Origin of the sequence: Sandaracinus amylolyticus, from assembly GCF_000737325.1 — a bacterium.
Taxonomy (GTDB): domain Bacteria; phylum Myxococcota_A; class Polyangia; order Polyangiales; family Sandaracinaceae; genus Sandaracinus; species Sandaracinus amylolyticus.
This window is the reverse complement of sequence record NZ_CP011125.1, coordinates 7,696,386-7,717,101: the sequence shown is the minus strand read 5'-3', so window position 1 is coordinate 7,717,101 and position 20,716 is coordinate 7,696,386. Positions and strand designations below refer to the sequence as shown.

The 20,716-nt window shown below is 73.3% G+C and carries 12 protein-coding genes; 5 read left to right on the top strand and 7 right to left on the bottom strand.

What is annotated here, in order from left to right:
- Nucleotides 1-680 precede the first annotated feature (680 nt).
- The 5 genes from DB32_RS32535 to DB32_RS32515 form a co-directional block, all read right to left on the bottom strand.
- Entirely contained in the window at nucleotides 681-2,360 is a 1,680-nt protein-coding gene (locus DB32_RS32535; RefSeq protein ID WP_053236545.1) for an ArnT family glycosyltransferase, read from the bottom strand.
- A complete protein-coding gene (locus DB32_RS32530) occupies nucleotides 2,357-3,361 on the bottom strand; it encodes a hypothetical protein (RefSeq protein ID WP_053236544.1) in 1,005 nt (334 codons plus the stop codon). The genes DB32_RS32535 and DB32_RS32530 overlap by 4 nt, the downstream gene beginning before the upstream one ends.
- A 312-nt stretch (nucleotides 3,362-3,673) precedes the next feature.
- Nucleotides 3,674-6,757 (bottom strand): hypothetical protein, encoded by a 3,084-nt coding sequence (locus tag DB32_RS32525; RefSeq protein ID WP_157069647.1) that lies wholly within the window; start codon nucleotides 6,755-6,757, stop codon nucleotides 3,674-3,676.
- Nucleotides 6,758-6,771: 14 nt separating this feature from the next.
- Nucleotides 6,772-7,806 carry a hypothetical protein gene (locus DB32_RS32520; protein ID WP_053236542.1) on the bottom strand — a complete coding sequence of 345 codons (1,035 nt, stop codon included), beginning with the start codon at nucleotides 7,804-7,806 and terminating at the stop codon, nucleotides 6,772-6,774.
- A gap of 260 nt (nucleotides 7,807-8,066) precedes the next feature.
- The gene (locus DB32_RS32515; protein ID WP_053236541.1) at nucleotides 8,067-9,356 is read right to left on the bottom strand and encodes a hypothetical protein; all 1,290 of its coding nucleotides are present in this window, start codon (nucleotides 9,354-9,356) and stop codon (nucleotides 8,067-8,069) included.
- Nucleotides 9,357-9,432: 76 nt separating this feature from the next.
- Between DB32_RS32515 and DB32_RS32510 the strand changes: the two genes are divergently transcribed.
- The 3 genes from DB32_RS32510 to DB32_RS32500 all read left to right on the top strand — a co-directional run bounded on the left by DB32_RS32510 (nucleotide 9,433) and on the right by DB32_RS32500 (nucleotide 13,290).
- Nucleotides 9,433-10,839, top strand: a complete 1,407-nt coding sequence (locus tag DB32_RS32510) for an FAD-binding oxidoreductase (RefSeq protein WP_053236540.1) — start codon at nucleotides 9,433-9,435, stop codon at nucleotides 10,837-10,839.
- On the top strand, nucleotides 10,829-12,262 hold the full coding sequence (locus DB32_RS32505; protein ID WP_053236539.1) for a carotenoid oxygenase family protein: 1,434 nt from the start codon (nucleotides 10,829-10,831) through the stop codon (nucleotides 12,260-12,262). Before DB32_RS32510 ends, DB32_RS32505 begins: the two co-directional genes overlap by 11 nt.
- Nucleotides 12,263-12,531: 269 nt before the next feature.
- Complete coding sequence (locus tag DB32_RS32500; RefSeq protein ID WP_053236538.1) at nucleotides 12,532-13,290, top strand: hypothetical protein; 759 nt, start codon at nucleotides 12,532-12,534, stop codon at nucleotides 13,288-13,290.
- Nucleotides 13,291-13,580: 290 nt separating this feature from the next.
- Here the strand turns inward: DB32_RS32500 and DB32_RS32495 are convergent, their stop codons facing one another.
- Together DB32_RS32495 and DB32_RS47365 are read right to left on the bottom strand one after the other, a co-directional pair.
- Nucleotides 13,581-14,390, bottom strand: a complete 810-nt coding sequence (locus tag DB32_RS32495) for a hypothetical protein (RefSeq protein ID WP_053236537.1) — start codon at nucleotides 14,388-14,390, stop codon at nucleotides 13,581-13,583.
- A gap of 41 nt (nucleotides 14,391-14,431) precedes the next feature.
- Nucleotides 14,432-15,790, bottom strand: coding sequence for a M15 family metallopeptidase (locus tag DB32_RS47365; RefSeq protein WP_053236536.1), 1,359 nt, complete (start codon nucleotides 15,788-15,790; stop codon nucleotides 14,432-14,434).
- A gap of 219 nt (nucleotides 15,791-16,009) precedes the next feature.
- Between DB32_RS47365 and DB32_RS32480 the strand changes: the two genes are divergently transcribed.
- Together DB32_RS32480 and DB32_RS32475 are read left to right on the top strand one after the other, a co-directional pair.
- Nucleotides 16,010-17,608: a serine/threonine-protein kinase gene (locus tag DB32_RS32480; protein ID WP_053236534.1), complete on the top strand. Its 1,599-nt coding sequence runs from the start codon at nucleotides 16,010-16,012 to the stop codon at nucleotides 17,606-17,608.
- A 29-nt stretch (nucleotides 17,609-17,637) separates the two neighbouring features.
- A complete protein-coding gene (locus tag DB32_RS32475; protein WP_053236533.1) occupies nucleotides 17,638-20,601 on the top strand; it encodes a TonB-dependent receptor domain-containing protein in 2,964 nt (987 codons plus the stop codon).
- Nucleotides 20,602-20,716: the final 115 nt, after the last annotated feature.

Here is a 20,716-nt window from a genome sequence, read left to right as displayed (position 1 = left end):
GCGAAGCAACCCCACCACGAGCGGCCCGCTCGACGAGACCCAGCTCGAAACGGCTGCGAGCGCGAGCGCGCGTCAGCGCGCCCTGCGCGAGCGTGCGCACCGAAGCCTCACGGTCAGCACCCAGGTCGTCCTCGAGATCGCGCTCTCGCGAGCGACCAGCGCGTGCTCAGCGCGCGCGACGCGGATCACGGCTCGGCGAGCGACGCGAGCTGGGGACATCGGTTTCGGTCGCCGTGGAGGAGGCTCGAGGTCGGCTGCGCTGGAACAGCCGTGCACGAGCACGTGGCACGTGCACGTGTACGATTCACGACGCGGCGCCTCGCGACGCGAGCGCCGCGCGCTGTCTGCGGCCTGGATCGCGGAGCGCGGCGTGGCGATCATCGAGCGACGACGCGACCCGAGTGATGCGGAGCCCGCGCTCGCGCGGTCGACGACGTCGTGACGCGCACGATTCATGACGCGGCGCCTCGCGACGCGAGCGCCGCGCGTCGTCCGCGCCGCCAGGATCGCATCGCGCATGGCCGCGATCACCGAGCCACGTCACGCGTCGAGTGATGCGGAGCGCGGCGCCCGCGCGCGGTCGAACCACGTCGTGACTCGTACACGTGCACGTGCCACGTGCTCGTGCACGGCTGTGACGCCGCTCGCGATCGTCCTCAGCGCGGCCACCGAGCTCGTGCTCAGCGCGCGCGCCGCGGGTTCTCGTACACGCTGATGATCGGCACTCCGTCGTACGTCAGCACGTACACCGGATCGACGCGCCCGAACGCCATCCAGATCTGATAGTCGACCTCCACGAAGTGATCCTCGTGGTGGACGATCGCGTAGTCCGCGCCCGTGAGATCCCAGCTCGCGCGGATGTCGTCCCGCAGCCGCCCGTCGCGCTGCAGCATCCGCCACGCGCTCGGAAGCGTGTCGCAGATCCACACGCTGCCGCGCTCGGGCACGTGCTCGTTCAGCCACGGCACGAGGCTGCCCGTCGTGAAGCCCCAGAACTGCCGCATCATCCCGAGGTCCGCCGCGCCCGGGACACCGCCCGCCGCCGCGCCGTAGAACGAGAGCCCGAACGGGTGGCTGTGCACGGTGTCGACCGCGCTCGGCGCGAGCAGCACCGCCGCCGTGAGCGCGGGCGTCGCGTCCTTGAGCTTCGGGGCGTGATCACCCGCCCACTCGCGCACCGCGCGCGCGACGCGCACGAACGCGAGGCCCGCGAAGATCGCCATGAACACCCAGCCCGCGATGAAGTGCTTCGTGCCGCCGAAGATCGGCGTCCACGGCATCGCGATGACGACCATCGGTGCGAGCATCGAGCCGAACACGAGCACGTCCGTGCACTGGCGATCGCCCTCGACGCGGCCGTGCGGCCACACGCGCTTCACGAGCCACGGCGGCACCAGCGCGCGCGCCCGCAGCGCGACGCCGGCGATCGCGAGGATCACGACGACGACCGACATCGTCATCAGCGTCATCACGAACGGGAACACGATCGGCCCCGGCGGGCCGAAGTACGTCCGCCCGAGGAACGCGGTGTTGTAGTGCACGTGGTGCAGGTGGAACGACGCGTACTCCGAGAAGCGCGCGGCCGTGTCGTGCCACATCCACGGCCAGAGCCCGACGAAGATCGGCGGCCCCAGCACCGCGAACGCGAGCAGCCACCACGGCACCAGCGTCGTGACCTTGCCCTTGCCGGCGCGGCGCGCGGCGAGCTCGCCGGGCATCACGAAGAAGAGCCAGTGCACCATCAGCACGAGCGGGAGGATCCACGCGTTGTGCTTCGTCTCGAGCGCGAGGCCGTACGCGATGCCGGCGACGATCGCCCAGCGCGGCTCGGCGAGCGAGCGCCAGTAGCAGTACGTGACGAGCGTCAGCATCGTCACGATCGGCACGTCGAAGCAGTCGAGGTGCGAGTGGTAGAAGACGTTGGGCATCAGCGCCCACGCGACCGCGGCGAACGCGCCCACCGCGCGCCCGTAGGCGCGCGCGCCGAACGCCCAGATGAGCCACAGCACGAGCGCGCTCATCAGCATCCCGGGGAACCGGAACGCCATCGAGTCCTCGGGGAAGAGATCCCACGTGCGGTGCGCGAGCCACGAGAGCGCGAAGAGCGACTTCGGGAGCGAGGGGTGCTCGTGGTTGTTCTCCCAGAACCGATCGATGCTCGCCTGCTCGAGCGCGGCGTCGCGATCCTCGGCGAGCAGCTCGAACCACTGCGCGTAGCGCTCGGCGGCGTCGACGTAGAAGCCCTCGTCGCGCGCCATGCCGAGGTCGCGCGAGGTCGCGAGCAGGAGCGCGCAGTAGCTCACCGTCAGCACGAGGCCGACGAGGTGATCGCGCCACCCGAACGGACGACCGGTGATCATCGCGCGGCCTCCTCGCCGGAGACGGAGCGCGTGCTCGCGGCCCAGCAGAGGGTGCGCAGGTGCGGGTTGGGCGCGCTCACCTCGACGTCGATGGTGCCGCGCTGGCCGCGCAGCGCCTCGGGGATGGCGGCCTCGATGCGCTTCCAGCCGTCGCCGTCGCGGTGCACGAGGCGACCGATCTCGCGCCCGTCGACGCGCAGGACGACGTCGACCTCACCGCCGCTCATCGTGCGCTCGTGCTCCCACCAGAGGCCCGCGTGCAGCACCACGCGCTCGCCGAGCGGCACGTCGCGATAGGTCGCGCGCACCGGCTCTTCGCCCTGCGGGTGCTGCCACACGCAGCGACGCGGCAGCATCGCGAGATCCTCCTCGACCGTCGCGCCGACCCAGAGCCACGGGCGGCGCGGATCGCACACGTGGCGCTCGGCGGGCGTCATCGGGCCCGCGCCGAGCCCGCCGCCCGAGGGACGAGCGCTGCGCTGCGGGCGACAGAGACGCGCCTCGCCGCCCTCGAGGAGCGCGACCTCGGCGTCCATCACGTGCTCGACCAGGTCGTAGAGGATCGGCTCGGGCGCGAGATCCCAGCGCTCGATGCGCACGCGCCCGAAGGTCTCGACGTGATCGGGCGCGCGCGCCGGCGCCTCGGCGCTGCGGTGGCCGCGGATCGAGAGCTGCCAGAGGCGCGCGTAGGGCGTGAGATCGGCGCGCCCCGCGCTGCGCAGATCGAGCAGGTCGCCGACCGCGGCGCGCATCAGCGGATCGGCCCAGTGCGGCGCGACCGTGACGACGTCGCCGTCGCGCCAGTCGGCGCGCACCCGCGCCGCGGCGCCCTGCCAGTCCGACCAGGGCACGACGCGCGACTGGGTGACGACGTGCGCGACGACCTCGATCACCGCGAGCGCGAGCAGGACGAGCCAGGCGCGGCTCGCGCGCGGACGCTGCGTCGGAGCGCGCGGCGGGGGCGCGGCGGGCGGAGGATCGGGCAGGGGGCGCGAGGTCACGGGGAGCCGCAGGATCGCGCCCTCGGCGCGTTGGCGGGGCCGAATCCTAGCCCGAAGACCACTCGTGTCGATCGTCGGGCGAGGCCGCCGCGCCCGGTGTGTCGATCAGCTCACTCCAGCTGGAGTGCTCGGTGGCGAAGGGCCCGCACGGGAGCGTGCGTCGCACGCGGACGGGAGGGCGCTGCGCCGGCGAGCCGATTCGGAGTGTCGCTCACTCCAGCTGGAGTGCTCGGTGGCGAAGGGCCCGCACGGGAGCGTGCGTCGCACGCGGACGGGAGGGCGCTGCGCCGGCGAGCCGATTCGGAGTGCCGCTCACTCCGCGGGCACGCACGTGTAGTCGACGGCCATCCGCTCGAGGTTGGGCGTCGAGGAGCGCAGCGCGTCCGACGAGAGCACGGCGGTCACGCGCAGGTGGCGCAGGCCGTCGGCGTATCCGCGCGCGCGCAGCGCCGGCAGGATCGGGCGGGGCGACGTCGAGCCCGGCACCAGGATGCTCGCGCGGGGCGCGCCGGGGATGCCGGCCGGATCGTCTGCCGCCTGCAGCTGGAACTCGATGCTCGTGCCCGCCGGCGTCGTCGCGGTCCAGGCGAGCGAGCCCCAGTCGGGGCGCTCGTTGTCGGCGCAGCGCGCGGTCGAGTCGTAGTCGCGCCAGTAGGTGCCGCTCGCCGGGTACTCGGCGCGCACCGGCGGGACGACGATGCGCACCGGGACGCTGTCGAGCACGTACGTGCCGTCGCCGACGAGCTCGAGCGTGAAGTCGAACACCTGCGCGACCGCGGTGCGCGGCACGCCGGTCGGCGCGACGCCGGTGTTGTGGAAGACGACGTCGAACCCGACGTCGCTACCGGGCAGGCACTGCCCGCACATCGAGCCGGTGCGCGGGCCGGTGCAGCGCGACGCGGGGCAGTTGTTGATGGTGATCGACTGCACGAAATTGCGCTCGTCGAACGCCGTCGCGGGGTCGTCGGTGGCGCGCGCGCTCACGTCCATGCGCGAGTAGTTCGCGAGGCGCTGCACGGCCTGCACGACCGTGCTGTCGAGGCCGGAGCCGCTGTTCGAGATCGTGTAGACGAAGGGCTCGCCGGAGTCGTCGACGCTGCCGGTCGCGATGCCGACGTCGCGCAGGTCCTGCAGCAGGTCGGGGCAGAACGTGCCCTCGTCGCCGCTCGCGCCGTCGCTGCACGAGCGGATGCCGATGAACTTCACGTTGCGCGCGCGCAGCGCGTGCGAGGTGTGCTCCCAGTACGCCGGCGCCTGGGCGCTCGGGTAGGGCGGCGAGCCGTCGGTCGGCACGCGGCCGTTGACCGAGAGGTAGTAGCTGCCGTCCGCGCCGTCCCAGCCGTCGACGACGACGTAGTAGGTGCCGGGGTCGAGCACCGTCGTGATCATCGACGCGGTGCCGCTGAAGTAGATGTCGTCGCTGCAGGTGACGCGGTTCGCGGCGGTGACCGAGCTGCGGAACAACGAGAGCACCGTGTCGTAGCTGCTGAACTGGCTGTACGTGGTGAGCTGCACGCGGCGGCGCTGGGTCAGCGTGAAGCGGAACACCGCGTCCTCGCCCGAGCCGTTGCAGCCGACGACGGCGGTGTCGTAGTCGTTGCCGAGGCGGTAGGTCGAGCTGCCCTGGGTCCAGCGGGTGCGGCCCGCGTACACGACCTGCTGGTTCGAGCCGACCGTCGCCGTGATGTCGCCCATGTCCCAGGCCGTCGCCTGGGTGTCGTTGCGGTAGCGCATCGAGGCCGAGCCGCCCTGCTCGAGCGACACCGTGGTCGCGGCGGGCCAGCGCTGATCGAACGCGTAGTCGAACTGGCGATCGGGTCCCTCGTGCATCGGCGCGTCGCTGAAGCCGATCACGATCGGGATCGCGCCGGTGCGGAAGCAGCCGTAGCCCCAGCGCCCCGCGGGGCACGCCGAGAACGACGGGTTCGACCCGCGCGCGGGATAGTACGTGCCGAGGCCGTTGCCCGTGACCGTCGAGTAGAGGCCCTGCGCCATGGACTCGGGCCAGTCGACGTTGCCCTGGGTGACGAGGCCGTTGACCGCGTTCTGCACCGCGGTGAAGTCCGACGTGACGTCCTGCACGTGCACGTAGACCGGGTTCTCGCTCGAGCCGTACGGCGTGAGCGGGTACTCGCGGAAGTAGCCGACGCCGAATTGCGCGTTCGGGATGATGCAGTTGATCGCGCCCAGGATGCCGCGGCACGCCGACGAGCCCTGGAACTGCACGTTCATCGCGTAGGTGCCGGCGCCGCCGTTCCAGCCCTCGAGCAGGATGTAGTAGGTGCCCGCGGCGAGCGTGCGCGTGATCTGCGAGCGACGGCTGCCGCCGACGTCGTCGACGCACTGGACCTCGCCGAACGTCGAATTGCGCAGCGAGAGGACGGTGTCGTAGCCGAGCGGCTCGAGCGTCTCGATCATCACCGTCTGCTCGGACGTGAGCGTGAAGCGGAACACCGCGTCGGCGGCGGTGCCGCCGCCCGAGCACCCGGCGGCGTGATCGTTCGCCATGCCCGCGGTGGTTCCGGTGACGGGATACACGCCGGGCAGCGGATCGGTGCCGAAGTCGTACGCGCTGCCCATCGCCTCGTTGCCGCTGACCGCGCGCGACGGATAGAGCGTGCCGCCGAGGTAGTTGCCGCTCGTGAGCGCGTTGCGGAGCGTCGAGATCTCGCCCGCCATCGACGCGGTGGCGTCCATCAGGACGTAGACGTCGGCGGCGTTGATCGTGGTGCTGATCGAGATCGGATCGGGGCCCTCGGTCGCGCCCTCGGGCAGGAGGTGGAAGATGCCGCCTTCCTCGGTGAAGCCGTCGCGCGTGGGGTCGGTCGGGAACGCGTCGAAGTCGTCGGGCACGCCGTCGCCGTCGCGATCGCCGCTGCCCATGTACGTGCCGCTCGGGGGGAGCTCGACGCCGGTGCCGCCGGGGCGGAGCACGACGCCCGACGAGTTGCCCGACGTGACGTCGCCCGGCGTCGTGGGCTGATCGACGTACTCGAAGCAGCGCGGGTCGCACGCGTTGCACTGCGTGGGGCCGGTGATCAGCGGCGCGGTGACGACGCCGGGGGTGCGCTCGTAGGGCGCGACCTCGCACGCGGTCCACGCGCCGTCGCGGCAGTAGCGCTCGCCTGCGCCGAGGCACACGCGCTCGCCGTCGACGACGACCGGCTCGGGGTAGCACTCGACGGGCTCGGTGCCGGGCTCGCACGGGCAGCCTTCGTCGGGACGCACGCAGCTGGACGGGCCGCCGTCGACCTCGCCTCCGCCCCCCGGTCCGGGCGGCGGCGTCGGCGCGCCATCGGCTGCCTCGCACGCGACGGCCGCGAGCGCGGCGAGGACGAGCCACGCGCGCGGGAGCGCTGGCGCGGACGAGACGAAGCGGGTTCGGCGGAGGCGCATGCGAGACTCCTCGGTCACATGGCAGAGCCGGCGATGCAGCGCGGCGGCGACTCGCGATCGAACGTCGCGCAGACCTGGCGGGGCGGGCAGTCGGAGGGCGAGTCGCAGGTGCCGGCGGGGCGCGCGCACTCGGGCTGGCCCTGGCCCGAGAGGTCGACGCACTCGGCGGGCGTCTCGTCGGAGCACTCGGCGGCGGTGCGGCAGAGCCCGCCGTAGCGCGTGCACTCGCTGGCGCGGCTCACCGGGAACACGGTGCAGACGGTGCCGGGATCGCAGTCGGCGTTGGTCGCGCACGCGGCGCTCGGGATCGAGCACTCGAGCGAGCCGTCGAGGTCGACGTCGACGCAGCGCCCGCCCGGGAAGTCGGCGCACCCGGCGTCGCTCGCGCACGGGCGATGGACGCGCGCGCAGAAGCCGCCGCCGAGCGTGCTGGTCGGGATGCGGCAGACGTAGCCGCGCGGGCAGTCCTCGACCTCGACGCACGGGACGCGGCGATCGACGCAGGTGCCGCCCTCGCACTCGAATCCGGCCGGACACTCGCGGCTGTCGACGCATCCCGCGACGGGACGCTGGCACGTGCCGCCGACGCACGCGGAGCCGGCCGGGCAGTCGGCGAGCGCGCCGCAGGGCGCGCCGGCGGGGTGACATCGCGCGGTGCCGCAGACGTCCTCGATGCAGCGCTCGCCAGCGGCGCAGGTCGCGTCGCCGGTGCAGGCGGGCGCGGGACGCGGGCAGGGGCACAGATCGGTACACGTGCCACCGTCGGTGGCGGCGTCGGGCTCGGCGGGACCGGCGTCCATCTTCATCGCGTCGCCGGGCGGCGCGTCGGTGGGGGTGCCCGCGTCGTCGGGCAGCGCCCCGTCGGGCAGCGCGCCGTCCATGCCGCCGCCGTCGGGGATCGCGGCGTCGAGGTCGGAGCCGCCGCCGTCGCCGCGCGACGCGTCGCGCGCTCCTCCGTCCTGCGGCACGACCGGCGGGCGATCGTCGCCGCAGGCGCTCAGGGAGGACGCGAGCGTGCCCACGAGGGCGAGCGCGAGCAGCTGACGCATGGTCGGGCGATGCCGCTCAGCAAGGAACGTTCCGGCGATGGAGGATCCCGAGATCGCGCGCGATCCCGAGCGCGTGGTGGCGGTCGCACCCGCACCAAGTTGCAGAGTCTGCACTTTTTTCACTCCCCCACGGAGTGCTCGTCCCGCAGGTCCCGGACGGGAGCGCGCGACGCGCGCGCACGGTAGGGACCTGCGGGCGAGCCGATCTTTCACTCCCTACGGAGTGCTCGTCCCGGCGGGCGAGCCCGTGGTCTGCGCCTTCAGTCGCACTGGACGCGCGTGAGGAGCACGCGGGTGCGCCCGCCGCTCACGTCGACGCGCGCGATGGCGAGCCGGCCGTCGTCGGTCGCGCGCATCACGAGCGAGCCCTCGGCGGTCGCGGGGCCGAGCGGAACGGTCGCGCGCGGCTGAAGGCTGGTGTCGAGGAAGGCGAGCGTCAGCGTCGCGCCGCCGGCGCCGGGCGCGCGGTAGGCGACGGCGAACGTCCCGCCGTAGCGCGCGATCGAGGGCTCGGTGCCGGCGCCGACGATGCGCTCGGTCCCCAGCGTCCCGAGGCGATCGATCGAGCGCACGCGGACCTGCGGCGCGCCGCCGCCCGCGACGATGCCGAACACGAGGACCGCGGCGTCCTCCTCGGTGACCGCGTCGAGCGTGCCGTTCGCGGTCGGCTCGACGTTCACCACGCGCTCGCCGCCCGCGGGCGGGACGCCGCGCGCGTCGAGGGCGGCCGCGACCACCTGGCTCGCGGTGCCCTGCTCGCGGTGCCACACGGCGTACGGACCGCTCTCGGCGGGCACGAGCACGCTCGCGAGCGGGACCTCGTCGCCGCTCGCCAGCGTGCGCGCGTCGCCCTGGGGCGTGCCCGTCGCGTCGAACCATCGCGTGCGGAACGCGCGCGACGCACCGCCGGGCGCGGTCTCGGTCCACGACGCGACGAGCCCGCCGTCGCTGGCGACGAGCGCGACGCGGTCGTCGCGGCCTGCCTGCGTCGTGAGGCGCCACGCGGCGCCGGTGGGCGTGCCGTCGGCCGCGAGCGGCAGCGCGTACACCTCGTAGCCCGCGTCGGGGTTCGCCTGGTAGCCCGCGACGAACCCGTCTCCGCGCCGCGCGGCCGCCGCGCCTCCGAGCAGCGAGCGGAGCATCGTCGATCGCGGCTCGGGCGCATCGCCGGTGGCGGGCACGATCGTCCACTGGAGCTCCGTGAACGTGTCGACGCGACCGACCCACGCCGCGAGCCACGTGCTCGCGCCGGCCGCCAGCGCGACGCGCTCGTTGCGCTCCTCCGAGAGGTCCGCGAGCGTGAGCTCGTCGCCGGTGCACGGCAGGACGCCGGCATCGGCGTCGCCGCCGTCGAGCGGCATCGCACCGTCCTCGAGCACGCCGCCGTCCTCGTCGCCGGCGTCGCCGCCGCCGTCCTCGCCGGCCGCGTCTCGCACCTGCGCGTCGCGAGGGCCTGCGTCGGTCGGGACCGACGGGACGTCGTCGTCGCCGCACCCCCCGGCGAGCACCAACGCGACGAGGAGTGACACCGACGATCGGAGCGAGCGCATCGCGCGCCAGTCTATCCGCGAGCGCTCGGAGGCGGAAGGTTGCGGCGGATCACGAAGGAGCCCAGAACGCCCTCCGATGCGCGCGAACGTCGACCGCTGTCTCGCCGCGATCGCGCGCGCGCTGCCCGACGATCGCGTGATCACCGACGCCGACGTGTGCGCGGCGCACGCGCGCGACGAGAGCGAGGCGGTGGGCGCGATCCCCGACGCGGTGATCCGCGCGCGCGGTGCGCAGGAGATCGCGGTGGTGATGCGCGAGGCGAGCGCGCACGGAGTGCCGGTGACGCCGCGGGGCGCGGGCACCGGCCGCACCGGCGGCGCGGTGCCGGTGCGCGGCGGGATCGTGCTCGCGTGCGATCGCATGCGCGACATCGTCGAGATCGATCGTGTGGACTCGCTCGCGGTGGTCGAGCCCGGGCTCGTGACCGGCGCGCTCTACGAGGCGGTCGAGCGCGAGGGGCTCTTCTGGGGGCCCGATCCGAACTCCTGGGAGCAGTGCACGATCGGCGGGAACGTCGCGGAGAACGCGGCGGGGCCGCGCGCGTTCAAGCACGGCTCGACGCGCGACTGGGTGCTCGGGCTCGAGGTCGTGACCGCGGAGGGCACGATCCTGCCGCTCGGTCGGCGCACCAAGAAGGGCGTGACCGGCTACGACCTCACGTCGCTGATCGTCGGCAGCGAGGGCACGCTCGCGTTCGTCACGCGCGCGGTGCTGCGGCTCGCGCCGCTCGCGGAGCGCGTGATCACGGTGCTCGCGTTCCTCGATCGCGAGGACGCGATCGCGCCCGCGGTGAGCGCGGCCCTGAGCGCGCGCGTGGTGCCGCGCTGCATCGAGCTGCTCGACGCGGAGACGCTCGCGATCCTGCGCGCGGGCGCGTCGGCGATCGCGATCCCCGAGGCGGCGAAGGCGCTGCTGGTGATCGAGCTCGAGGGCACGAGCGAGACCGTGGAGAGCGAGCTCGCGCGGCTCGGTGACGCGCTGGTGAGCGTGTCGCCGTTCGATCCGCTGGTCGCGACCGAGACGAGCGAGCGCGAGCGCTTCTGGCGCGTGCGGCGCGACATGTCGCGCGCGCTGCGTCGCAGCGCGGGGTTCAAGCTGAGCGAGGACGTCGTGGTGCCGCGGCGTCGCCTCGCCGAGCTGATCACGACGTGCCGCGAGATCGCAGCGCGCCGCGGCATCCGCATGCCCGCGTACGGCCATGCCGGCGACGGCAACCTGCACGTGAACCTGCTCTGGGATCACGCCGAGCAGGAGCCCGCGGTGCAGCAGGCGATCCGCGAGCTCTTCGAGACGACGATCGCGCTCGGCGGGACGCTCAGCGGCGAGCACGGCATCGGCGTGCTCAAGGCGCCGTACCTGCCGCTCGAGCAGCCCGAGCCCCTGATCGCGCTGCAGCGGCGCGTGAAGGACGTCTTCGATCCCCGCGGCGTCCTGAATCCTGGCAAGATCTTCCCGGGGGATGGGCACAGACATGGGTGCTGAGACGCAGGTCGATCGCGTCGTGCGGGGGGCGCACGACGACCACGAGTCACCGCCGCCTCGCGGCGACATGCGCAGCTTGCGGCGCGAGCACGGCTGGGAGCCGATGGAGATCGAGGGGCGCATCCCGGACGGGCTGCGCGGCACGCTCCATCGCGTCGGGCCAGGGCTCTACGACTCGTTCGGGCGCGAGGTCGCGCACTCGTTCGAGGCGGACGGCGCGCTCTGCTCGGTGCGCCTCGAGGGGCCGGCGCGCGCGCTCGCGGCGAAGCGCGTGATCGAGAGCGCGGAGTATCGCGAGGAGACGCGCGCCGGCGCGCCGCTCTACGGGTCGCGCGCGACGCCGTGGCGCCGCGTGATGAACGGGCTGCTGAGGCGCCGCAAGAACACCGGCAACACCGCGCTGATGCGCTGGCAGTCGCGCCTCTTCGCGCTGGTCGAGTCGTCGTGGCCCACCGAGATCGACGCGCGCGATCTGAGCACGATCGGCGAGACCGATCTCGGCGTGCTCGGGAGCTCCTTCACCGCGCACCCGCATCGCGTGAACGCGCGCGAGGCGATCTACGGCTTCGGGATGCGCTGGGGGCCGAAGAACGCGATCGAGCTCGCGGTGCTGCCCGATCGCGGCGCGCCGAAGATGCTCGGCGAGATCCCGCTCGAGCACGGCGTGCTGCTGCACGACTTCGCGGCGACCGAGAAGCACCTCGTCTTCCTGGTGCCGCCGATGCGTTTCCAGCTCGTGAAGGCGCTGCTCGGGATCGGCGGCGCGAGCGACATCTTCCGGTGGACGCCGGAGGACGGAGTCGAGGTGATCGTCGTGCCGATCGACGATCCCAGCGCGATCGTGCGCTTCCGCGTCGAGACGTTCTTCCAGTGGCACTTCGCGGGCGCGTGGGAGCAGGACGGCGAGATCGTGCTGCACATCGCGCGGTGGCCCGACTTCGACAGCTACGAAGGGCTGCGCGCGAGCGGTCAGACCGGGGGCAAGGCGTACCTGCATCGCGTCGCGATCGACCCGGCGCGCAAGACGTTCCGGAGCGAGCCGGTGTGGGACGCGCCGTGCGAGTTCCCCGAGATCGATCCCCGGCGCGAGGGCGCGCGTCATCGCACCGTGTTCGTGACGACGACGAAGGGCGCCCGGCGCGGCGTCGCGCGCGTGGCGCTCGAGCGCGGCGCGGACGACGTGTTCCTCTTCGAGCGCGGCGCGTGCCCGAGCGAGCTCGTCTACGTGCCGCGCGACGCGACGTGCGCGGAGGGCGAGGGCTGGGGGCTCACCATGGTCTACGAGCCCTCGCGCGACGCGACGTGCCTCGCGATCTTCGACGCGCAGCGCCTGTCCGACGGCCCGGTCGCGCGGTGTTGGATGCGCGATCACGCGCCGATGACGTTCCACGGCGTGTGGGTGGAGGGCTCGGCCACGCGCTAGACTCGGCTCGCCCACTCCGATCCCTGCCGTCCGCGTGCTCCGCACGCTTCCGTGCGGGCTCGGCGCGGGCGAGCACTCCCGCGTAGACTCGGCTCGCCCACTCCGATCCCTGCCGTCCGCGTGCTTCCGCACGCTTCCGTGCGGGCTCGGCGCGGGCGAGCACTCCCGCGTAGACTCGGCTCGCCCACTCCGATCCCTGCCGTCCGCGTGCTTCCGCACGCTTCCGTGCGGGCTCGGCGCGGGCGAGCACTCCCGCATAGACTGCACGGATGCGCGCTCTCGTCTGGTCGTGCTTCGCGGTCGTGCTCGCGCTCTCGAGCGTCGGCTGTCGGCGGCGCTCGGATCCGTACACGGAGGTCCCACGGGTCGACGCGCGTCGACTACGCAACCTGCACCACGTCGCGTCGCGCGCGCTCGCGTGCCCCGCGGCGGCGTTGCAGGCCCGCCAGCTCACCGATCGCGTGTGGCAGGTGAGCGGCTGCGGACACCTCCGCGAGTTCGCGATCATCGGTCGCGGGGCCGGCCGCTATCGCGGCGCGCGCTGGGTCGCGATGCAGACGATCGCCGAGCGCGCGTCGTCGGAGATGGCGTGCCCGCCGCAGTCGCTGACGATCGCGGCGCCGGTCGAGACCGAGCGCATGGTCGCGGGCTGCGGTCGCAGCGCGAGCTACGCGGTCGTGTGCGGCGAGGTCGACTGCGCGTGGGTGATGAGCGGGCGCGCCGGCGCGTGGGCCGAGCCCGCAGCCGCGCAGGTGGTCGTCGTCGCGCAGCCGACGGCGAGCGTCGCGCCCGAGGTGGACAGCGCGCTGCGGGGCGCGATCGAGGCGCAGCGCGCGGCGATCCTCGCGTGCAGCGGCGGTGTCGCGCCGGTCGCGGTGGTGACGCGGTGGGGCGCGGACGGCGCGGTGAACGTCGGGCTCGGCGCGCCGCACGCGGGCAGCGCGATCGAGCAGTGCGCGCGCGCCGCACTCGGGACGCTGCAGGTCACGACGGGCGCGCCCGGCGAGCTGATCCACGTCGTTCAGTGATCCCGCGGCCTCCCACCGATCGCGCCCGACGCGCGGAGGGCGGCGGCGGCCGGCGATGCTTCGGCTCGATGGCGGGGAGGCCCGCGGGGGGCCGGAATTCCATCATCTCGATGGCGGGAAGCCCGCGGGGGCCGGAATTCCATCATCTCGATGGCGGGGAGGCCCGCGGGGGCCCGGAATTCCATCATCTCGATGGCGCGGAGGCTCCGGCAGGGCCCGCGCTCATCATCTCGATGACGCGCCGGCCGCGCGCCCGGTGCGCACCATCGAGATGATGAACGCGACCGAGATCACTCGGTCTTTTCCGCGTCGTCCGGGGCGCCGCCGTCGTCGGGGCCGGCTGCCGCGCGCTTCGCAGCGCGCGTCGGACGCACCGACCACACCGACGGATACCGCTCCTCGCCGTGCTCGAAGTCGATCGCGTGGAGGAACTTGCGGGCGCGGTCCCAGGTCTCCTCCGCGAGCTGGAACGCACGCGACGTCTCTTCCCGCCACGTCGTCTCGGCATCGGCGCTGCCCTCGCCGAGCTCCGCCAGGATCGTCGCCGAGAGCTCGCGCGCGCGGCGCGCGTCGGCAGCGCGATAGCGTGGTCCGGCGCTCTCGAGCTCGACGCGATGGCGGTCGTAGACGCGCGCGAGCCGCGCGAGGTCGCTCGCGAGATCGCCGTGGCCGCTGCCGCTCGCGATCGACGCGAGCTCGGCCGTCGCGGCGGCGTGATCGTCGAGCGCGAAGGTCGCGACCTTCATCATGCGGCGCTTGACCTCGGTGGCGGCCTCGAGCGTGCTGGCGCGGACCCGCGCGTCGGTCTTGCCCGAGCGCTCGGCCAGCCAGCTCGTGTGCGCGAACCAGAGCGCCCACGCGGCGGCTTCGATCCGGGCGGCGGGATCCGCTTCGAGGAGCTCGGCGGGGATCCGCGCGAGCGTGCGCGCGAGCTCGGGCTCGCGGAGGCGGCGCGCGTGATCGAGCAGGAACGAGGCGCCGAGCGCGACGTCGAGGGGCGGCAACGCGGCGGGCAGGTAGGCCGAGCGTGCGCTGCGTGTCTGCTCGAACGCGCGCTCGGCGGTGCGGTGGTCGTAGACGAGATCGGATGCAGTCGGCATGGCGCGACGCTATCCGCGAAGCGCCCTCCGGCACAACGGGCTCACCGAAGCTCGAACGTCAGCGTGCGCTCGGCGAGCACGCCGCCGCTCGCGTCGAGGCTGCGCAGCACGAACGTGCGCGCGCCGAGCGTCGTGAACGTGTAGCGCACCGCGAGGCGCTCGCTGCGCGTCGCGCCGCTCACCTCGTCGGTGAGGACGAAGCCGTCGACCTCGACCTCGAGCGCCGCGACCTCCGACGCCGCGCGCTCGAGCGTGATCTCGTACGTCGACGCGCCGCGCGGGCGGATCGCGATCGCGGTGCCGCCGCTCGCCTCGAGCAGCCCCACGGCGCGCGCGAGCTCGGCGCTCGCCGCGTCGCGCGCGATCGCCTCGACGACGTGCGTCTCGTGGTCCTCGCACGTGCCCGCGACCATCGCGAAGTCCGCGCCCCACGCGCGGATCGCGGTGCCGATCACGCGGCCGTCGATCGTGTACTCGACGCGCTCGGTGGCCTCGGGCGTGCTCGCGGTGAGCACGTACGTGCCGCTCTCGAGGCGCCAGTCGATCACGAGGCGCGCCGCCATCGGCATCGGCATCGGCTCGGGCTCGGGCTCCGGCTCCGGCTCGTCGCAGCGCGCGCCGATCGGGAAGCCCTCGGACGGCGCGCGCGCGAGGCGCGCCTCGGTCTGGGGTCCGTAGAGCCCGTCCTCGTCGATGAGATCCTCGGGGTGATTGCGGTTCCACAGCTTCTGGAACGCGAGCACCGAGAGCCCGCTCAGATCGACGGTGCCGCCGCCGACGTACTCGAAGTGCACCGGGTCGCTGCCGCCGAGCCACCGGAACGAGCGCGCCTCGAGGCGGCTCCGCCACGCCGCGTGGTCGCTCGTGTCGAGCGCGAGGCCGGACTCGTGGTTGCTGCGACCCGGCGCCGCCGCGAGCGAGATCCCGCAGCGGCCCGCGCGGTACCAGCGGTAGAGCAGGTACTGCTGCGGCAGCGTGCGCAGCGTCGAGTTGAGCGAGAGCGTGCCTCCGCCCGAGGTCGCGGCGCGCAGCGCGTCGGCCGCGGGGCGCTGCATCCACGGGAACGTCGCGCTGCCGAGGCGCACGTTCGGGATGTCGTCGATGCGCGCCATCGAGCCCGGGCGCAGGCACTGGATCTCCTGCACGAGCTGCTCGCTCAGCGCGCGCACGACGCTCGTGCTGCACGCGCTGCCCACCGCCTCGCCGATCGTGAGGCGCTCGCTCGACGTGCCGAGATCGTCGGGCACGAAGCAGACCTCGGGCTCGGGCTCGGGCATCTCGTGCTCGCTGCCGCCGTCGCCCGGTGGCAGACCGGCGTCGCCGCGCGGGCCCGCGCCGGCGAGCTCGGCCTGGCAAGCGGTGAGCATTGCGAGCGCGGCGAGAGCGGTGAGCGTGCGCATCGGCGTGCGCTCCTGCGCAAGGCTCGTGCCCCGCGCGGAGGGCCTCACCACGGCTCGGATGCGGCATCGAGGCGGCACTCGCGCGACGAAGCGGTGACGCGGATCGCGATCGCCGCGCGGATCGCGTCCAGCTCCTGGACGCCGGGGCCAGCGACGCCGTGATCGATGAGAAATCTCAGTCGCTCCGTACTCAGGGTCCGCGTTAGAGTCGTTCGCTCGATGGCGCACCAGAAGGAGTCCGCGGCCGCGCCCAAGCGTGAAGGCGAGCCGGCGCTGCGCGATCCCGAGCGGCTGATCGGCCAGACGCTCGGCGGGAAATATCGGGTGACCGGCGTGATCGCGCGCGGCGGGATGGGCCGCATCTATCGCGCGGAGCAGGTGCCGCTCGGCCGGCCCGTCGCGCTCAAGGTGCTGCACTCTGCGCTCCACGACGCCGGTGAGCTCGACGAGACCGGCGGCGATCCCGGGTTCCAGAAGCGCTTCCTGCTCGAGGCCGCGAGCTGCGCGCGCCTGCGGCACCCGAACATCGTCGTCGTGTACGACTACGGCCGGCTCGAGGAGTCGTCGCGCGAGGCGTACTTCATGGCGATGGAGCTGATCGAGGGGCCCACCCTCGGTCAGGTGCTGCGCGACGAAGGACCGCTCGCGATCGCGCGCGCGCTGCGCATCACGCGCGAGGTCGCGCGCGCGCTCCGCGAGGCGCACCGGCAGGAGATGGTCCACCGCGACCTCAAGCCGTCGAACGTGATGCTCGTGACGACGGGCGAGGGCGAGCAGGTGAAGGTGCTCGACTTCGGCCTCGTCAAGGTCATGCGCGACGACTCGGAGGAGCTCACGAAGGAAGGGCACTTCCTCGGCTCGCCGAAGTACATGGCGCCCGAGCAGATCCGCCGTGGACCGGTCGATGGTCGCGCCGATCTCTACGCGCTCGGCGTGCTGCTCTACCAGATGATCTCGGGTCGCGTGCCCTTCGAGGGCGACGATCCGGTGCAGACGCTCATGGCGCACCTGAGCGAGCCGGTGCCGCCGATCACGAGCGCGATCGAGGTGCCGCACGCGGTGCAGCAGCTCGTGCTGCGATGCCTGCAGAAGGACCCGGCGATGCGCTTCGCGAGCGCGGAGGAGCTCATCCGCGCGATCGACGAGGTCGCGCCGATGGTCCCGGGCTGGTCGGCGCAGGCGCGCCACGCGATGACGGTCTCGGGCGAGGTCGCGACGATGGGCTCGTCGTCGTTCTCGCTCTCGCTCGGTGCGACGGCGCCGCCGCCGCCCGAGACGGTGTCTCCGCCCGCGCGCGCGCAGCGCGGTGCGCGCATCGCGATCGTGGCGGGCGTCGCGATCGCGGCGGGCCTCGCGGCGATCGCGAGCAGCGGCGGAAGCGAGCCCGAGGCGACGACACCGGCCGCGAGCGCGGCGTCGGAGGCGCCGCCGCCCGCGCCGATCGATCCGCCGGCGGCGCCGCGCTTCACGCTCTTCGTCGCGAGCACGCCGCCCGGCGCGACGCTGCGACGCGGCGACGAGGTGATCGGCAGCACGCCGACGTTCGTGGAGCTCGATCGCGCCGCGCTCGAGACCGCGCCGGTCACGTTCCGCGTGGAGCTCGACGGGCACGCGCCGTACGTGTGGACGCAGGGGCCGTCGACCGAGGACGTGCACGTCTCGGCGGCGCTCGCCGCGCTGCCGCCGCCCGCGGTGGTCGCACCGCCTCCGGTCGAGCCGACGCCCGAGCCGCGCGTGGAGCGACGCCGTCGCGATCGTGATCGCGCGACGACCAGCGCACCGAGCGGCGACGACTTCGCGATCAAGACGCGCCGCTGATCGTTCCTGCACCAAGGCAGTAAGGACGCATGACGAAGACGCCGCGCTCGGCGCGATCCCTCGCTCTCGGCTCCTGGCTCTCCTCGACGCTCCTCGTGCTCGCGCTCGCGTGCGTCCCATCGCGCGCGCACGCGCAGTCGAGCGGCGAGACGCAGATCGATCTCGCGACCGAGGCCGACGTGCGCTTCGAGCTCGGCGTCGACGCGCAGCGACGGGGCGACTTCCGCGGCGCGCTGCAGCACTACCTGCAGTCGCAGCGCCTCGTCCCGAACAAGAACGTCGTCTTCAACATCGCGCGCTGCTTCGAGGAGCTCGAGCGCTATCCCGAGGCGTTCCGCTACTACGCGGACTACCTCGAGAGCGAGCTCGACGAATCCGAGCGGCGCGTCGCCGAGGCCGCGGTGCAGCGCGTCCGGCCGCGGGTCGCGCTGTTGCGCGTCGAGACCGATCCGCCGGGCGCGCTCGTCTATCTCGATCGGCGCGATCTCGGCTCGCGCGGTCGCACGCCGCGCACGCTCGCGGTCGAGCCGGGCGCGCATCGCGTGATCGTGCAGGCCGAGGGCTACGACCCCGCGGAGTCCGAGGAGGTGCGCGCGAGCATCGGCGGCGAGGTCGTCGTGAGCGTGCCGCTGGTGCGCATCCTCGGGAGCGCGCGCGTCGTCGGCGAGCCGCAGGGCGCGGAGATCCGCATCGACGACGAGGAGTCGCCCTCGGTGGGCGTGGTGCCCGCGACGATCGAGCTTTCGCCGGGCGCGCACACGCTCGTCGTGAGCGCGCCGGGCCGTCAGACGACGCGCGTGCCGGTGAGCGTCGCCGCGCGCGAGACGACGCGCGTGTCGGTCGATCTGCCGCTCGAGACCGGCTCGCTGGTCGTCGACGCGGAAGAGCGCGGCGCGCTGATCGAGATCGACGGCGAGGCGGCGGGCTTCACGCCCGCGGTGCTGAGCGAGGTCCCGAGCGGTCGCCACACCGTGCGCGTGGTGCGCCCGGGGTTCCGTCCCTACGAGGACGAGATCGAGGTGCGCCCGCGCGAGCAGACGCGCATCGACGCGCGCTTGCGGCTCCTGCAGGAGATCACCGCGGCATCGCGCGAGGCCGAGTCGATCGAGGACGCGCCCGCGAGCGTGTCGCTGATCCCGCAGGAGGAGCTGCGCGCGTTCGGGTACCAGACGATCTGGGACGCGGTCGCAGGTCAGCGCGGCGTGTACCAGACGAACGATCTGACGTACTCGTCGCTCGGCATCCGCGGCTTCTCGCAGCCCAGCGACTACGGCAACCGCGTGCTCGTGCTCACGAGCGGTCACTCGATGAACGACGACCTGCTCGGCAGCTCGTACGTCGGGTACGACTCGCGCGCCGATCTGATCGACGTCGAGCGCATCGAGCTCGTGCGCGGCGCGGGCTCCGCGCTCTACGGCACCAACGCGTTCTTCGGCGTCATCAACGTGGTCACGCGCGATCGCGACTCGCTGCTCGGGCCGCACGCGTCGATCGCGACCGACGCGCAGCGCATGGTGCGCGCGCGCGTCGGCGGCGGGACGCGCTTCTCGCGCGACGCGGGCTTCTGGGCGTCGGCCGCGGGCATCTACTCGCAGGGCCACGACTACTCGTTCGCCGAGTACGCGCCCGACGGCGACGTGCAGCGCGCCGACGAGCTCAACACCGCGTACGCCGCGGCGCGCGGCTGGGTCGGCGATCTCACGCTCGAGCTCGCGTTCAACCGCCGCGACAAGCGCATCCCGACGGGCGCGTTCGACACGATCCTCGGCGATCCGCGCACGCGCGGCGTCGACACGCGCGGCTTCCTCGAGCTGCGCTGGGAGCCGCGCTTCGGCCGCGAGCTCTCGCTCTTCGTTCGCGCGTTCTCGGACCTCTATCTGTTCGAGGGCGACTACGCGTACGAAGGCGATGCGCCCGGCGATCCCAGCTACGTCAGCGAGGATCGCTGGCGCGGCGTGTGGGTCGGCGGCGAGGCGCGCGCGACGTGGTCGCCGCTCGAGTGGCTGAGGCTCACGGCGGGCGCGGAGGCGCGCGGCTCGGCGCTCGCGGAGCTCGAAGGACGGGTGCGCGGAGAGGACCCCTTCCTGAATCCTTCGGGGTCCGAAGGATTCTGGGTCGCGGGCGGATACGCGGTCGCGCAGATCGAGCCCATCCGCGAGATCACGATCGACGTCGGAGGTCGGTTCGACTACGTGTCGACGTTCGCCGACGGCGCGGTCTCGCCGCGCGCCGCGCTGATCTTCCGGCCCTGGGACGGCGGCACGATCAAGCTGCTCGGCGGTGGCGCGTTCCGCGCGCCGAGCGTCTACGAGCTCCGGTACAACGACGCCGGGGAGACGCAGATCAGCCCCGAGTCGCTCGTCGCCGAGCGCATCTGGAGCGGTGAGCTCGAGATCTCGCAGCGTATCGACGAGGTCACGCTGATCGCGAACGCGTTCTACAACCGCATCGATCACCTCGTGACGCTCGATCAGGTCGTCGACCCGAGCAGCGGCGATGTCGTGCTGCAGTACGCGAACAGCGCGGACATCGCGCAGACGGTCGGCGCGGAGGCCGAGGTGCGGCGCGACTTCCGGCAGGGCTGGATGGTCGCCGCGACGTACTCGTTCCAGCGCACGCGCATCGGCGATCTGCTGAGCGACTCGGACGAGGCACGGCTCACGAACTCGCCCGAGCACCTCGTCGGTCTGCGCGGCGTCGCGCCGCTGGTGCCCGAGCTGCTCTCGCTCGCCGCGCGCCTGCGCATCGAGGGCCCGCGTCTCGGTCGTCGCATCGAGACCGACGGCAGCGCGATCCTCGTCGAGGGCGACGTGCCGGTGATCGCGGATCTGATCCTCAGCGGCGAGATCGCGGCGATCCACCTGACGTGGGCCGCGGGCGTGCGGAACCTTTTCGACTGGCGCTACGGCTACCCCGGCGGCGACGACCTCCGCCAGCTGTTCGTGCCCCAGAGCGGCCGCGAGCTCTTCGTGCAGACGACGATCACGTTCTGACGACGGCGAACGAATCCGCGCGCAGCCTCTGGAGTCGGAGTCCCAGAGTGTGTACCGTCGTCGCAGCGTGGCGACACTCGAGCCAGAGCTCGGACGACCCCTCGTCGATCGAGGG

Coding starts and splice junctions, on each gene's coding strand:
- DB32_RS32535 (WP_053236545.1), bottom strand. CDS start 2,360: ATGATCACCGGTCGTCCGTTCGGGTGGCGCGATCACCTCGTCGGCCTC.
- DB32_RS32505 (WP_053236539.1), top strand. CDS start 10,829: ATGGGTGCTGAGACGCAGGTCGATCGCGTCGTGCGGGGGGCGCACGAC.
- DB32_RS32520 (WP_053236542.1), bottom strand. CDS start 7,806: ATGCGTCAGCTGCTCGCGCTCGCCCTCGTGGGCACGCTCGCGTCCTCC.
- DB32_RS32515 (WP_053236541.1), bottom strand. CDS start 9,356: ATGCGCTCGCTCCGATCGTCGGTGTCACTCCTCGTCGCGTTGGTGCTC.
- DB32_RS32510 (WP_053236540.1), top strand. CDS start 9,433: ATGCGCGCGAACGTCGACCGCTGTCTCGCCGCGATCGCGCGCGCGCTG.
- DB32_RS32495 (WP_053236537.1), bottom strand. CDS start 14,390: ATGCCGACTGCATCCGATCTCGTCTACGACCACCGCACCGCCGAGCGC.
- DB32_RS32480 (WP_053236534.1), top strand. CDS start 16,010: ATGGCGCACCAGAAGGAGTCCGCGGCCGCGCCCAAGCGTGAAGGCGAG.
- DB32_RS32525 (WP_157069647.1), bottom strand. CDS start 6,757: ATGCGCCTCCGCCGAACCCGCTTCGTCTCGTCCGCGCCAGCGCTCCCG.
- DB32_RS47365 (WP_053236536.1), bottom strand. CDS start 15,790: ATGCGCACGCTCACCGCTCTCGCCGCGCTCGCAATGCTCACCGCTTGC.
- DB32_RS32500 (WP_053236538.1), top strand. CDS start 12,532: ATGCGCGCTCTCGTCTGGTCGTGCTTCGCGGTCGTGCTCGCGCTCTCG.
- DB32_RS32475 (WP_053236533.1), top strand. CDS start 17,638: ATGACGAAGACGCCGCGCTCGGCGCGATCCCTCGCTCTCGGCTCCTGG.